Genomic DNA, 13,310 nt, shown 5'->3' with positions numbered 1-13,310 from the left:
CCATGTCACATTTTTATATTTCATTTTTTAAGTAATGCGACCGGCCCAGTCTGCGCGAGCTGTTCTCTGTTTGTCAAGCGCACAGCTTGCATGCAGGCCACGTACTGTGCCGTCGGGCGGGAATAGAGGGGTATGTCGATGGCTGCCGACAGGCCGGCAGCCATCGGGGGATCAGAGGTCGAGTTCGAGATTGTCGATCAGGCGCGCGGCGCCCAGATAGGCGGCGCTGAGTATGACCAGTTGAGTGTCGGTTGCATTGGCTGGCTGCAGATCGCTGCGGCGCACAATGCGCATGAAGTCACCCTTGAAGCCAACTTCTTCCAGCTTTTGCAGTGCCTGGGTCGCCAGCTGAGCGTAGTCCCTCTGGCCCGCCTGAATGGCCTGTGCGGTTTCACGCAGCACCTGGTTCAGGGTCGGTGCCACCGCCAGTTCGGCCGGGCTGAGGTAACCGTTGCGTGAACTCAGGGCCAGGGCTTCGTTGTCGCGCACTATGTTGACGCCGTGAATGTCGATGGGCATGCACAGGTCGGCCACCATGCGGCGGATAATCAGCAACTGCTGATAATCCTTGCAGCCAAAGAAGGCGGAATCCGGCTGCACTATGCCGAACAGCTTGCTGACCACAGTGGTAACACCGCGAAAGTGCCCTGGCCGGGTGCTGCCGCAATGCATGTCCGACAGGTCGATGACCTCGACAATGGTCTGATGGTCGCGACCGTTGGGATAGATTTCGGCTTCGCTGGGAGTGAACAGATAGTCGCAGCCGGCGGCGGCAAGCTTGGTCTGGTCGGCTTCCAGCGTGCGGGGATAGTTGTCCAGATCTTCGTTGGGGCCAAACTGCAGCGGATTGACGAAGATGGTAGCCACAATGATGTCGGCGTGCAGGCGCGCCTGATTGACCAGCTCGATATGGCCGGCGTGCAGGTTGCCCATGGTGGGAACCAGACCTATGGTCTTGCCCGCGCGGCGGGCAGCGTTCAGCTGCTCGCGCAGAGCCTGAATGTGATGAAGTGTCTGCATATCACGCGAATCCATGCTCGTCGGCGGGGAAGGTGCCAGCGCGAACCTGGTCGCCATAGCTCTGCAGGGCGCCGGCAATGCTGCCGGCTTCGGTCATGAAGTCTTTCACAAAGCGCGGCTTGCGGCCCGGTGTAATGCCGAGCATGTCGTGCAGCACCAGTACCTGGGCATCGGTCTGCTGGCCTGCGCCTATGCCAATAACCGGAATGCTGACGGCGCGGGAGATCTCGCCGGCCAGCTGGGAGGGGACACACTCGAGCAGCAGCATGCTGGCGCCGGCCTGCTCCAGCAGGATGGCGTCGTCGAGCATTTGCCGGGCGCTGGTTTCGTCGCGGCCCTGCACTCGGTAACCGCCCAGACGATTGACCGCCTGAGGTGTCAGACCCAGGTGGGCACACACAGGTACACCGCGATCCGCCAGTAGCGTTATGCTCTCGGCCAGCCAGGCGCCGCCTTCGATCTTGATAATATGGGCACCGGCCTGCATCAGAATGCCGGCGTTGAGCATGGCCTGTTCCGGGGTGGCATAGCTCATGAACGGCAGATCGCTCATCAGCATGGCGCCCTGGTTGCCACTGGCGACACAGCGCGTGTGGTAGGCCATTTCGTCGACCGTCACCGGGAGGGTGCTGTCGTGACCCTGTAGCACCATGCCCAGGGAATCACCCACCAGAATGACTTCGATACCGGCGCTACTGACCAGCTGCGCGAAACAGGCATCGTACGCGGTCAAAGCCGCGAACTTCTTTCCATCCTGCTTGAGGGCAGACAGGGTATGCAGAGTGACGTTGTTCATAGGGAACTCGGCTTTTCGTTTGACTTCAACGGTTCCGGATTATAACGAGATCCGTTCCAGTGTGCCTATAGGGCATTCAGATAACAGCGCTGCCAGCGAACGTCCGCCGGGCAGTTGCAATTCAGGGGCTATTTCACTCAGTGGCCAGAGCACGAAGTTACGTTCGGGCAAGCCCGGATGCGGTACCGACAGTCGCTTGCTCTGGATCAGCTGGTCGCCATAGAGCAGCAGATCAAGGTCGAGCGTGCGTGGCCCCCAATGCTCCAGCCGTACACGCCTGTGTTGTTGCTCCAGTGCCTGGAGTTCATCCAGCAGGCGGTGAGCATCCAGCGTCGACTCGAGCAGTGCGACAGCGTTGATATAATCCGGCTGATCCTGCGGCCCCATGGGAGCCGAACGATACAGGCTTGAATGGGTCAGCAGCCGTGTGTCGGGCAGGATTGCAAGTTCCTCCAGCGCGCGGGCAACATGCTGTTGCGGGCTGTCCAGATTACTGCCAAGGCCAATATAACAGCGCATGGCTTCAGGCATCGTGCGGACGGCTGCGGGGCTTGCGCCGGCGCTTGCGGGGTTTGGCGACGCTGGGGGCGAGGTCTTCCTGCAGTGTCTCGCGATCATCGCCATTGGCGCCCTGATAGTCGGTCCACCACTGGCTCAGACCGCCGAGGTCCTCACCGCTGGATTCGCGCAGCAGCAGCAGATCATAGGCCGCCCTGAAGCGTGGGTGTTCCATCAGGCGTTCGGCACGGCCGCCCTGACGCTTGGGCAGTCGCAACTGCAGCTCCCAGATTTCGCGCAGCGGAGTGGAAAAGCGGCGCGGTATCGCGATTTGGCGAATCTGGGCGGCTATAACCTCATTGGCGGCTTCATGCAGCGCCGGTAATGGCGGCAAGCGACCTTCCTTCATCAGGCTGTTCAGGCGTAGCTGCATCGGATACCACAGCAGTGCGGCAAACAGGAATGCAGGCGTGACGCTCTTGCCCTGCTCCAGTCGACGGTCGGTATTGCGCAGTGCCTTGAGAATCAGCTCCTCCACCGGCATGCCGGCAGCAGGGCCGCGCTCAATCGCATCCTGAACCTGCGGGAACAGTTGCTCGAACAGACCGTAGGTCTGCATCTGCTTGTAAGCGGCAACACCGTGGCCCGACTGCAGCAGCTTGAGTACTTCATCAAACATGCGGGCGGCGGGAATGTCTCGCAGCAGCGGGGCCAGCTGGTGGATGGGTGTGGCGGTGGCAGGTTCGATCTCGAAACTCAGCTTGGCGGCAAAGCGCACCGCGCGCAGCATGCGCACCGGGTCTTCGCGGTAGCGCGAGGCCGGATCGCCGATCATGCGAATGACCTTGTGACCGATATCGCGGTAACCACCGGCGAAGTCGTGGACGCTGTGATCCTGGGCCGAGTAATAGAGCGCGTTGATGGTGAAGTCGCGACGCAGCGCATCTTCACGCAAGGTGCCATAGACATTATCACGCAGAATCATGCCACTGGCGGCCTGGCGACCATCCTGGCCATCTTCGTTGCGGTCTTCAGTGTCATGTCCGGCACGGAAGGTCGCAACTTCGATCACTTCGCGGCCAAAGCGCACATGCACCAGCTTGAAGCGCCGACCGATCAGACGCGAGCGGCGAAACAGCTCCTCGGCCTGTTCCGGCGTGGCGGAGGTGGCAACATCAAAATCCTTGGGACGCAGACCCAGCAGAATATCGCGTATGCAGCCGCCCACGAGATAGGCTTCATGGCCGTCATCGTTGAGGCGATGCACGACTTTCAGCGCATTCTCATCGAGGTGCTGGCGGGGGATGTTATGTATGTCTCGGGTGATGACGCATTCAAGCGTGCTGCCGTCAGAGGCAGACTTGTCATCAGTATCCAGCTTGGGTGCCATATATCTTCTACGCAGTAGCAGGGTGGCGCCAATAAGGATAACCGCAATAGCCGCGGCTATGAACAGGCTCATATCCATAAGTGTTTGTTTTTTGTTCGCCCAGGCGGTGGAAGTGGCGCATCATATCACTCTTGCCGGCTCAGTATAAGAGTGGCCGTTTGGTGAGATGCTAAGCGGGATTGGCGGATCGGAGGGATGACGGAAAAAGAGATGGTTTAGCTGACCACCGTGATTAGAACGCAACCTGTAACTTATTTTTATTCAGGCAGTGCGATTCCGAATCTAGGGTTTGGGGACCTTCGTGACAACGCACGGCAGTCAGCTACAGACCTCGGTGTTATTTTTATTCGAGGTAGATTACCTGGGAGCCTGACCGAATTTATTTTTATTGTTAGTCGGGCGTGGCAGGTAACAGTGTTGTTGTTCTGGCCAGTAATAGAGCATTCATTGTGCCAGTTTTCGTAACATTATGGTTTTAAACGGTTTGTTTATTTTATCGAGTCATTGGTGTGCGGCGGGCAACGCCAAAGTGTTACCTTTTGGAACGCTTGGGTAGCACTTTTATGGGTAGCAGGGTAACAGCCCGACAAAGTGACAGTGGGGTCCAGGACCTTTTTTCCAGGCCCAGACAGCTGCTTTCACGTGACGACGGCATGACGATGGGATGGTCCGAAGGACAGGGCATGCTGCGTAAGTGTCGGAGCAGCTATAAAGAAGGACCTGGGAGAATTCAGAGACGCTGCAGGCAGGATTCGTGATAACAGAACGCAGTGAAAAGTAGTGAGCTGTGACGGCGAAGGCAGATAGAACAGTAGCTAAAGGGCTGGTAGGGGCTGTACAGGATCGGTATGGGTGAACAGAGGGTATTCGAGGAGGTTCTGGTAAAGGAGATGGGTGGCTGACCACCTGACAGTGACATCATGACCTGGTGTTATTTTTATTCAGGTACTAGGATCGAGATCCAGATGGCATTGTTCGGTGATCAGCGCAGGCCTCATTTATTATTTTTGTTAGAGGCGGGCTACTCGTACGAAACCTCCGCAGTTATTTTTATTCTGGAGGTGTCGCCGGTAAATATTTTTCTTCTTGTTGTTTCTTATTCTTGTTTTTCTATGGCTATATAGAATGCAGAGCCTGTGCCATATTTTTTAACTTGTTGTTTTGTATCGAATATTTGTTTTTTTGTTGCTTCCAATATCGCAAGGTAACAACGTTTTGTTACCTCAGGGAACGTCTGGTGTGGGGCTATGGGTCTGTAGGTAACACCTTTGCGGTAACACTTTGTTACCGCAGCGCGACCCATGCGTTACTTGCTGCGACTTTTTCGCGGTATGCCAAGCTTCTGGCGTCTTTCCCACAGGCACTTGCGGCTGACACCCAGCTTCTTGGCCAGGTCTGTTTCGCTCATGCGGTTCTGGTTTTCCAGCACGAAGCGCTGAAAATAGTCGTCCAGCGACAGGCCTGTCTGGGGCTCGCGCCTGTTGCCGGCGTTGGCGGTTTCGCCCGACGAGTAGGCGTAGCTGCGCTCAAACTGATGCAGCTTAGAGGCGGGCTCCAGGTCGAGGCCGAGCAGTTCGGTGGTGATCAGCAGGTCATCTGCCAGTATCAGTGCTCGCTCGATGGCGTTTTCCAGTTCACGCACGTTGCCGGGCCAGTGATACTGGGTCATGGCCTCCATTGTACCTTCGCTGAATCGTGCCGTTGCCAGGCCCATCTTGGTACAGGCCCGTTGCAGGAAGCGGTTGGCGAGTATAACGATGTCATTGCCGCGATCACGCAGCGGCGGCATGCGCAGCTCCATAACATAGAGGCGGTAATAGAGGTCCTCACGGAAGTCGCCGTTGCGGGCCATTTCCTTCAGGTTGCGATGTGTTGCCGCGACAAGGCGCACATTGACCTGGGTTGAGTGGACGGCACCGACGCGACGGATTTCACTTTCCTGCAGGAAACGCAGCAGTCGGGCCTGTGCTTCGAGCGGCAGTTCGCCGATTTCGTCAAGGAAGAGGGTGCCGCCATTGGCCGCTTCGATCAGGCCGCTGCGTGCACTGTTGGCGCCGGTGAAGGCGCCTTTTTCGTGGCCGAACAGCTCGGACTCGATCAGGGTGTCGGGGATGGAGGCGCAGTTCACCGAGATCAGCGGCGCCTTGGCTCTGTCGCTCTGCTCGTGAATGGCGCGGGCCACCAGTTCCTTGCCGGTACCGGATTCACCCAGCACCAGCACAGTGGCATCGGTACGGGCGACCTTGTCGATTCGGCTCAGCAGCTCCTGCATGGGCGGGCAGGAACCCAGCAGTTCGCTCTTGCTGCCTTTGGCGGGTGCGGCGGGGCTGGCATCGGTGGCCGCGACCTTGCGGTTCAGCACATTCTCGATGGTGCGCAGCATTTCGTCATGATCAAACGGCTTGGCGATGTAATCGACAGCGCCCAGCTTCATGGCGTCTACGGCGGAGCGCAGGCTGGCATAGCTGGTCATGATGAGTACTGGCACCTGTTTGGCCAGCGGGATCAGTTCGGTGCCCGGAGCGCCAGGCAGGCGCAGGTCACTGATAATTACGTTGTAATCCTGCAGTTTGAAGCGGCTGGTGGCTTCGTCAACGGAGCCCGCATCATCGACCTGGTAGTCGTGACGTTCAAGCAGGCGGCGCAGGGCTGTACGGATTATCGTTTCATCTTCAACAATCAGAATACGGCTCATTCGGTTCGACCTTGGTTCCTACGTACAGGACATGGCGCGCGTCAAAGCTCGGACGGCGGAAGTCCAGGTAAGGTGATTACCACTAGAGTGCCTTTATTCTGTTTCTTGTTGGCAGGGCTGAGTATCTCGATATTACCATAGTGTTCTTCGATAATATTGTAGACCAAGGCTAAACCCAGTCCGGTTCCCTTGCCGGGGTCCTTGGTGGTGAAAAACGGCTCAAACAGTCGGTCCTGCAATTCGGCCGGGATGCCGCTGCCTTCGTCGAGCATGCGGATGATGACCTTTTCGTCTTCCCGCTCGGCGCTGATGCTGATCAGTCCCTGCTCCGGCGACGCGTCGCAGGCATTGTTAAGCAGGTTAACGAAAATCTGCAGCAGTTGCTGCATGTCCCCCACAACCTGCAATGCCGGCGGCACGTCATTTTGATAGCGCTGGTGCCTGCCTCGGGTGTCGAGCGAGACTAGCTGGATGGCTTCGGTGATACAGGCATAGATATCGACGGGGTCGTGCTGAGTGCTGTGATCCTGGCGGCCCGTATGGGCAAACCGGACCAGAGACTGCACTATACGGCTGATACGTTTGGTCTGATCCAGAATCTGCTCGCCGGATTCGAGTACCAGCGGACTCTCGGTCTCAAATTTCAGGTTCTGTGCCAGGCAGGCGATGCCGGTCACCGGGTTGCCGATTTCGTGGGCCACGCCTGCGGCGAAGCGCCCGATGGAGGCCAGGCGCTCATTGTGTGCCAGCTTGTCGGCCAGCATCAGGGTATCGGACTCGTCTTCCAGCAATATCACCATGCCTGCATGGGCTTTTTGCTCATTGAGCTGAGCCTTGTGCAGGCTGAACCAGCGCGGCTGTCCCTGCACGACCAGCTTCTGGCTCTCCAGGTGTGACTGATCTCCTTCGGTAAAACGGGTGAAGAGTTCACCCCAGGGGGACGGCAGCGAGGCGGGGCGCCAGGTCAGGACATCGTCGACGGACAGGCCTGTGTAGTGTTCGATTTCCGCGTTCCAGAACAGGATGCGACCATCGCTGTCCAGGGTGCAGACGCCTACGGGCAATTTTTGCAGCGTCAGGCGGTGGTAGCGCCGCAGTTCGTCGAGTTCCGCCGCCAGGCCCCCTAGGCGCTGGTGGTACTGCTCGAGCTGCGATTCCAGCAAATGCACATCGCGGGCCCTGAAGCCCTCGATCGGATCCTGTCGATCCAGCGGTTCCAGAATGGTGGCGGCTTCTACCGGCCCGACCAGGCCGGACAGGTGCTGCTCCAGCTGAGTGCGCAGGCGCAACAGGTCCAGCGGTGACAGAACCTCATAGTTGATACCCAGCTGGGCGATGGCGCTTTGCAGCTCGCGCTGCGCCGTTTCTGCGCCAAAGCGCGGGCGCAGCAGAGCCTCGAAGTCTTCCACCCGGGTGGCGTTGAGGCGAATGCCCATGGGTTGCTGCATGACATTCAGCATGCAGGCATCGGCGGCCTTGCGTTCTTCTTCGCCGGTGGGAAGCAGGCGCGATGTCACCACCAGTACAACGCAGTTGAGCAACAGGGAAAGTACCGCCGACTGATGCCAGTCATCGGTATTGATGTCGAAGTCCAGCACACTGATATTCTGATCCAGCAGCATCGGCAACAGCATGGTCAGCAGCCAGCAACCGGTACCGGTACAGAGGCCCAGCACAAAGCCCCAGCGGTTGATGCCGGCCCAGAACAGGGTCGCGAGCAGGCCGGGCAGAAACTGCAGAAAGGAAATAAAGGCGATCAGACCGAGCAAATACAGGGTTTCTGGCCGCGCCAGCAGAGTGTAAAACAGGTAGCTGGCGCTCATCAGCACCAGAATGAGGATGCGTCGCAGCCACAGCAGCCAGTTGTAGAAACGCACATTGTCCGGCACCCGCGTGATAGGGAGCAGCAGGTGGTTCTGCAGCATCGAGGCCATGGACACAGTAGCAACAATAATGACGCCGCTGGCCGCCGACAGGCCGCCGAGAAAGGCCAGCAGGGTCAGGGTACGTGAGTCCAGCACCACGCCTATATTGAGCACCAGGTATTCGGTTACGTTGGTGGCTTCAAGCTTGATACCGGCCCAGACAATAATGGGCACCGTTATCGCCATCAAAAACAGGTACAGCGGCATCAGCCAGGAGGCCTTCTGCAGGCTCAGGGCGGACGAGTTTTCGGTGAACGCCAGGTGGAACATGTGCGGCATGACAATGGTGGTGGCGAAAAACGCCAGCAGCAGGGTGTTCCAGTTCTCGTTCTCCGGGATGTGCTGAATGCGCTGCAGCGCGGCGGGATTGTCCGTCAGCCATTGCTCCAGCCCGCTGGGGCCGCCGAAAATGCTAAACAGGGCGTACCCGGCAATGGTCAGCAGAGCGACCAGCTTGACCAGGGACTCCACCGCCATGGCGACCACAAGGCCGTTATTGCGGTTGCGCAGCGAGGCATGGCGGGCGCCGAACAGGATTGCGAACAGCGCCATAACGGCGCAGAAAGTGGCGGCGATAAGATCACGCGGGGCATCATTATTGAGCAGGTAGAGTGAGTCGGCCACCGCCTGGATCTGGATCGCAATCAGCGGCAGGGTGGCGGCGACGACCAGCAAGGACGTCAGGGTGCCAACCGGGCCGCTGCGAAAGCGAAACGAAAACAGGTCGGCCAGCGAGCTGAGTTGGTGGGTGCGGGCAATCCGCAGTATTGGCACCATGATGGCCGGCGCCAGTACAAAGGCCAGGGTGGCGCCCAGGTAGGAGGTCAGATAGGTGATGCCGGCATCCTGCACAATGCCGAAGATGCCATAGTAGGTCCAGACACTGGTATAGATACCCAGTGATAGTGCATGTACCAGGGGGTGGCGTACCAGGCGTCGGGGCAGCTTCCCCTGTTCGGTCAGATAGGCGGCGCCAAACAGCAGCAGCAGGTAACTGACGCCGGCAATGAAAAGAGCATGAATACTAAACATCCTGATGACCCCGTCGCATATCTATAAACCAGCTCAGGGCGATCAGCACCAGCCAGATAATAAAAGGCCGGTACCAGTGGGCGTCGGGCTGTAGCCACCAGTCGAGCAGCAGCGGGCCGGCCAGGTAAAAGCCAATAATCATTAACAGGGCGGTGCGGTGCAGATACATAGGTCTCCTTCGCCTGCGGACCACGGCAATCCGCGGGTTTTGGGGATTGCATCCATATTCCAGTGTTCCACGGCCCATCGCAACAGCTCGGCGCTACTGGCATCACGCAGCCCAGTAGCCGGGCGCTGGCCCAGAAACTCAAGTGCGGCGATCAGTGCCGGAACGGGGTTAGTAGCATCCAGTGCCGGAGCATGGCTTTGCTTGCTGAGTTTCTGGCCGCTGGCGGTTGTCGCCACCGGAATATGGGCATAGGCCGGTCGGGTATAACCCAGATAGCGCTGCAGCTGAATCTGACAGGGCGTCTCATCGAGCAGATCACTGCCGCGAACCACATGGGTGATGGCCTGGGCGGCGTCATCCACCGCCACCGCCAGCTGGTAGGCAAAGAGCCCATCGCGGCGCCGGATCACGAAGTCGCCGTGATCCTTTGTCAGGTTATAAGGGTGTTCGCCCTGAATGGCATCCAGCAGTTCAATAGCACCGACTTCACAGCGCGTACGCATGGCGCAGGCCATTGTTGCGGGCGGGTGTTGGGCGAGGCAGTGGCCATCGTAACGGTTAGTGCCGCTGCGGTTGAAAATCTGTTTGCGCGAACAGCCGCAGCGATAGGCCTGCTGATTCTGTTCCAGCTGATCAATGGCATGGCGATAGAGTGCGCTGCGCTGACTTTGGTACAGCACATCACCGTCCCAGTCGAAACCGAAGGCTTCCAGGGTCGATAGAATCAGGGCGCTGGCGCCAGGTTGTTCGCGGGGAGGGTCCAGGTCTTCGATACGGACATGCCACAGGCCCTGGTGGGCACGAGCATCTGCATAACTGGCAAGGGCTGCCAGCAGTGAGCCGAAATGAAGCGGACCTGTGGGGGATGGAGCGAAACGTCCGATATAGCGCAAGGGTCAGGGTCCTACGCCGTTTCCGGCCGCCGCAGCGGCCGGTTCAGGAAGGGTCAGCCGCCGAGCTGCTTTTCCTTGATTTCTGCCAACGTTTTGCAATCGATGCAAAGCGTTGCGGTGGGGCGTGCTTCAAGGCGACGGATGCCGATTTCGATACCGCAGGCATCGCAGAAACCGTATTCGTCATCATCAATGCGCTCAACCGCTTCGTCAATCTTGCGGATCAGCTTGCGCTCGCGGTCGCGGGTACGCAGTTCGAGGCTGAATTCCTCTTCCTGGCTGGCGCGGTCGCTGGGATCGGCAAAGTTGGATGCTTCTTCCTGCAGATGATGGATAGTGCTGTCGACTTCCTCCATCAGCTGCCGTTTCCAGGCATTCAGAATCTGTCGAAAATGCTCGCGATGAGCATCGCACATATACTCTTCGCCCGTACCAAGATCGTAGGGCTTAAAGTGCGTAAACTGAGAATCATTAGTTGGCATAGTCTTGCCTCACGTCTCCGAGTTCTCCGAACTGTCAAAGTCCGGTTCGGTTATCCCTTCTGCCTAAAGCCGTGCAAGCGCCGGCACTGGAAGGCGACGAAGTTACCAGAACCCTTTTCAATAGGCTAGCCTTTATAACCAAATTAGCCAGTGCAGTCGCGCTAGCGCCACAGGGCGCTCGTGGCGGTATAATCCCGCGCTTTTAGGCCGAGGAGCAGACGCCGATGACAGCGCGCTGGAGTGACCGGGTTGGTGATATCGAATCCTTCAAGGTGATGGATTTGCTCAAACGTGCCCGCGAACTGGAAACCCTGGGGCATGATGTGGTGCATATGGAGGTGGGGGAACCTGACTTTCCGACCGCCGCACCTATAGCCCAGGCAGCTCGAGTGGCAATCGAGCAGGGGCACACCCAGTACACGCCGGCAACAGGCATTCCTGAGCTGCGCGAGGCGATCGCCGGCTTTTATCAGCAGCGCTACGGCCTGGATATAGCGCCGCAGCGGATCATTGTTACCGCGGGAGCCTCCGGTGCCCTGCTGATGGTGTTTGCGCTGCTGGCCAACCCCGGCCAGACATTCATGATGAGTGACCCGGGTTACCCCTGTAACCGGCAGTTTCTGCGCCTGATCGAGGCCCGAGCCCAGCTCATTCCGGTGGATGCCGATTGCAACTTCCAGCTTACGCCGGCGCAGGTCAGGCAGCACTGGCACAGCGAGACCGCCGGTGTACTGCTGGCATCGCCGGCCAATCCGACGGGGTCGGTGCTGAATGCCGCCGAGCTGGCGGCGCTGGCCGAGGTGGTACGGCAGCAGGGTGGTCACCTGGTGGTGGATGAGCTGTACCACGGTCTGACCTATGGTTTCGATGCGCCGACGGTATTGCAGGTGGAGCCCGATGCTTTCGTGATTAACAGTTTCTCGAAATACTTTGGCATGACTGGCTGGCGACTCGGCTGGATAGTCGCACCGGAGCAGGCGGTGCCGGAGCTGGAGAAGCTGGCGCAAAACCTCTACATCTCGCCCTCGACGGTATCGCAGCATGCGGCTCTGGCGGCCTTCAAGCCCGAAACCCTGGCTATTCTGGAAGCCCGTCGGCATGAATTTGGCGCCCGGCGTGATCGCCTTGTCTGTGGTTTGCGCGAGCTGGGGCTGGGCGTGCCGGTAGCGCCCGAGGGGGCTTTTTACGTGTACGCCGATGTCAGTCATCTGACCGACAATGCCTTCGAGTTCTGCTGGGACCTGCTTGAATCCGAGTATCTGGCCGTGACGCCGGGGCTGGATTTTGGTCAGTACCGGGCCAATGACTTTATCCGTTTTTCCTATACCACCAGTCTTGAACGCATTGAACTCGGGCTGGAGCGTCTGCGCCGGCGGCTGGCCCGCTGATGCAGCTGACCGATCTGATAGAAGGGCGCCTGCTGCGCCGCTACAAGCGTTTTCTGGCCGACGTTGAGTTGTCGGATGGGCGCTGCGTCACGGTGCACTGCCCCAATACCGGTTCCATGCGCAACTGTGCCGAGCCTGGCAGTCGGGTCTGGCTGCTGGATTCCGGCAACCCCAAACGTAAATATCCGCTTGGCTGGGAGCTGGTGGAGGTGGAAGGGCGTCATCTGGCCTCAATCAATACCGGGCGTGCCAATGCGCTGGTGCGCGAAGCCATTGAGCAGGGCCGGATTGAGGAGCTGGCCGGCTATCGCAGTATTCGCCAGGAAGTGCCCTATGGCGAAGAGCGCAGCCGCATTGATCTGGTGCTCAGTGAGGGCGCCGTTGCCGATGCCTGGATTGAGGTCAAGAACGTGACCCTGCTCGAAGCGGATGGCTGGGGCAGTTTTCCCGATGCGGTGACGCTGCGCGGGCAAAAGCATCTGCGAGAACTGATGCTGCTGGCCCGCCAGGGTGTGCGGGCGGTGCTGCTGTTCTGTGTGCCCCACGGCGGTATCGAGCGGGTACGGCCTGCCGATGCGATAGATCCGGCCTACGGGCGGTTATTGCGTGAGGCGCGTGATGGCGGCGTGGAGCTGTTAGCTTATGGCGCCATGCCGACACCTGATGAGCTGGTGCTGAGTCGCCGGCTTGAGATCGTGCTCTAGAGCAGCACTATCTGGCAGTCTATCTGACTGAATGCCACCTGGTTGAGCGCCTGACCGTTGCAGGGGCCGGCGATACATTCGCCGGTGTCTATCTTGAACAGGGCACCGTGGGTGGCGCACTGAATATAGTTGCCTTCAAAGTCGAAAAACTGGTCGGGCTGCCATTCGAGCTCGACACCTCGATGGGGGCAGCGGTTCTCGTAGACGAAAAAACGACCGTTATGGTGTACGGCAACCAGTGCGCGGCCATCCAGGGTAAAGCCGCGGGCACTCTGGGCCGGAATCTCGCTGATGTTGCAAAGGACAGTCATATTGAAT

Annotated in this window: 12 protein-coding genes; 2 read left to right on the top strand and 10 right to left on the bottom strand. The window is 58.9% G+C overall.

What is annotated here, in order from left to right; all coding sequences use genetic code 11:
- Nucleotides 1–171: 171 nt before the first annotated feature.
- The 9 genes from panC to dksA form a co-directional block, all read right to left on the bottom strand.
- Nucleotides 172–1,020 carry a pantoate--beta-alanine ligase gene (gene panC, locus A8C75_RS22195; protein WP_067386643.1) on the bottom strand — a complete coding sequence of 283 codons (849 nt, stop codon included), beginning with the start codon at nucleotides 1,018–1,020 and terminating at the stop codon, nucleotides 172–174.
- A gap of 1 nt (nucleotide 1,021) precedes the next feature.
- The gene (gene panB / locus A8C75_RS22190) at nucleotides 1,022–1,816 is read right to left on the bottom strand and encodes a 3-methyl-2-oxobutanoate hydroxymethyltransferase (protein WP_067386641.1); all 795 of its coding nucleotides are present in this window, start codon (nucleotides 1,814–1,816) and stop codon (nucleotides 1,022–1,024) included.
- Nucleotides 1,817–1,855: 39 nt separating this feature from the next.
- Nucleotides 1,856–2,335, bottom strand: coding sequence for a 2-amino-4-hydroxy-6-hydroxymethyldihydropteridine diphosphokinase (gene folK, locus A8C75_RS22185; RefSeq protein ID WP_227819988.1), 480 nt, complete (start codon nucleotides 2,333–2,335; stop codon nucleotides 1,856–1,858).
- Nucleotides 2,336–2,339: 4 nt separating this feature from the next.
- Nucleotides 2,340–3,782 carry a polynucleotide adenylyltransferase PcnB gene (gene pcnB, locus A8C75_RS22180; protein ID WP_067386638.1) on the bottom strand — a complete coding sequence of 481 codons (1,443 nt, stop codon included), beginning with the start codon at nucleotides 3,780–3,782 and terminating at the stop codon, nucleotides 2,340–2,342.
- A gap of 1,228 nt (nucleotides 3,783–5,010) precedes the next feature.
- Nucleotides 5,011–6,399 (bottom strand): sigma-54-dependent transcriptional regulator, encoded by a 1,389-nt coding sequence (locus tag A8C75_RS22175; RefSeq protein WP_067386636.1) that lies wholly within the window; start codon nucleotides 6,397–6,399, stop codon nucleotides 5,011–5,013.
- Between the two features lie 41 nt (nucleotides 6,400–6,440).
- Nucleotides 6,441–9,356, bottom strand: a complete 2,916-nt coding sequence (locus A8C75_RS22170) for an ATP-binding protein (protein WP_067386634.1) — start codon at nucleotides 9,354–9,356, stop codon at nucleotides 6,441–6,443.
- Complete coding sequence (locus A8C75_RS23740; RefSeq protein ID WP_157890350.1) at nucleotides 9,349–9,525, bottom strand: hypothetical protein; 177 nt, start codon at nucleotides 9,523–9,525, stop codon at nucleotides 9,349–9,351. Before A8C75_RS23740 ends, A8C75_RS22170 begins: the two co-directional genes overlap by 8 nt.
- The gene (gene gluQRS / locus A8C75_RS22165) at nucleotides 9,498–10,418 is read right to left on the bottom strand and encodes a tRNA glutamyl-Q(34) synthetase GluQRS (protein WP_067386632.1); all 921 of its coding nucleotides are present in this window, start codon (nucleotides 10,416–10,418) and stop codon (nucleotides 9,498–9,500) included. Before gluQRS ends, A8C75_RS23740 begins: the two co-directional genes overlap by 28 nt.
- A gap of 53 nt (nucleotides 10,419–10,471) precedes the next feature.
- Nucleotides 10,472–10,900, bottom strand: coding sequence for an RNA polymerase-binding protein DksA (dksA, locus tag A8C75_RS22160; RefSeq protein WP_067386630.1), 429 nt, complete (start codon nucleotides 10,898–10,900; stop codon nucleotides 10,472–10,474).
- A gap of 224 nt (nucleotides 10,901–11,124) precedes the next feature.
- On the opposite strand from dksA, the gene A8C75_RS22155 reads away from it, so the two are divergent.
- Nucleotides 11,125–12,288 (top strand): pyridoxal phosphate-dependent aminotransferase, encoded by a 1,164-nt coding sequence (locus A8C75_RS22155; RefSeq protein ID WP_067386628.1) that lies wholly within the window; start codon nucleotides 11,125–11,127, stop codon nucleotides 12,286–12,288.
- Nucleotides 12,288–12,992 (top strand): DNA/RNA nuclease SfsA, encoded by a 705-nt coding sequence (gene sfsA / locus A8C75_RS22150; RefSeq protein ID WP_067386626.1) that lies wholly within the window; start codon nucleotides 12,288–12,290, stop codon nucleotides 12,990–12,992. Before A8C75_RS22155 ends, sfsA begins: the two co-directional genes overlap by 1 nt.
- Here sfsA and A8C75_RS22145 read toward each other — a convergent pair.
- Nucleotides 12,989–13,303 (bottom strand): Rieske (2Fe-2S) protein, encoded by a 315-nt coding sequence (locus A8C75_RS22145; protein WP_067386624.1) that lies wholly within the window; start codon nucleotides 13,301–13,303, stop codon nucleotides 12,989–12,991. The two genes, sfsA and A8C75_RS22145, sit on opposite strands and share 4 nt — an antisense overlap.
- Nucleotides 13,304–13,310: the final 7 nt, after the last annotated feature.

It is taken from the genome of Marinobacterium aestuarii, from assembly GCF_001651805.1.
Classification (GTDB): domain Bacteria; phylum Pseudomonadota; class Gammaproteobacteria; order Pseudomonadales; family Balneatricaceae; genus Marinobacterium_A; species Marinobacterium_A aestuarii.
This window is presented reverse-complemented; position numbering and strand designations above follow the sequence as displayed.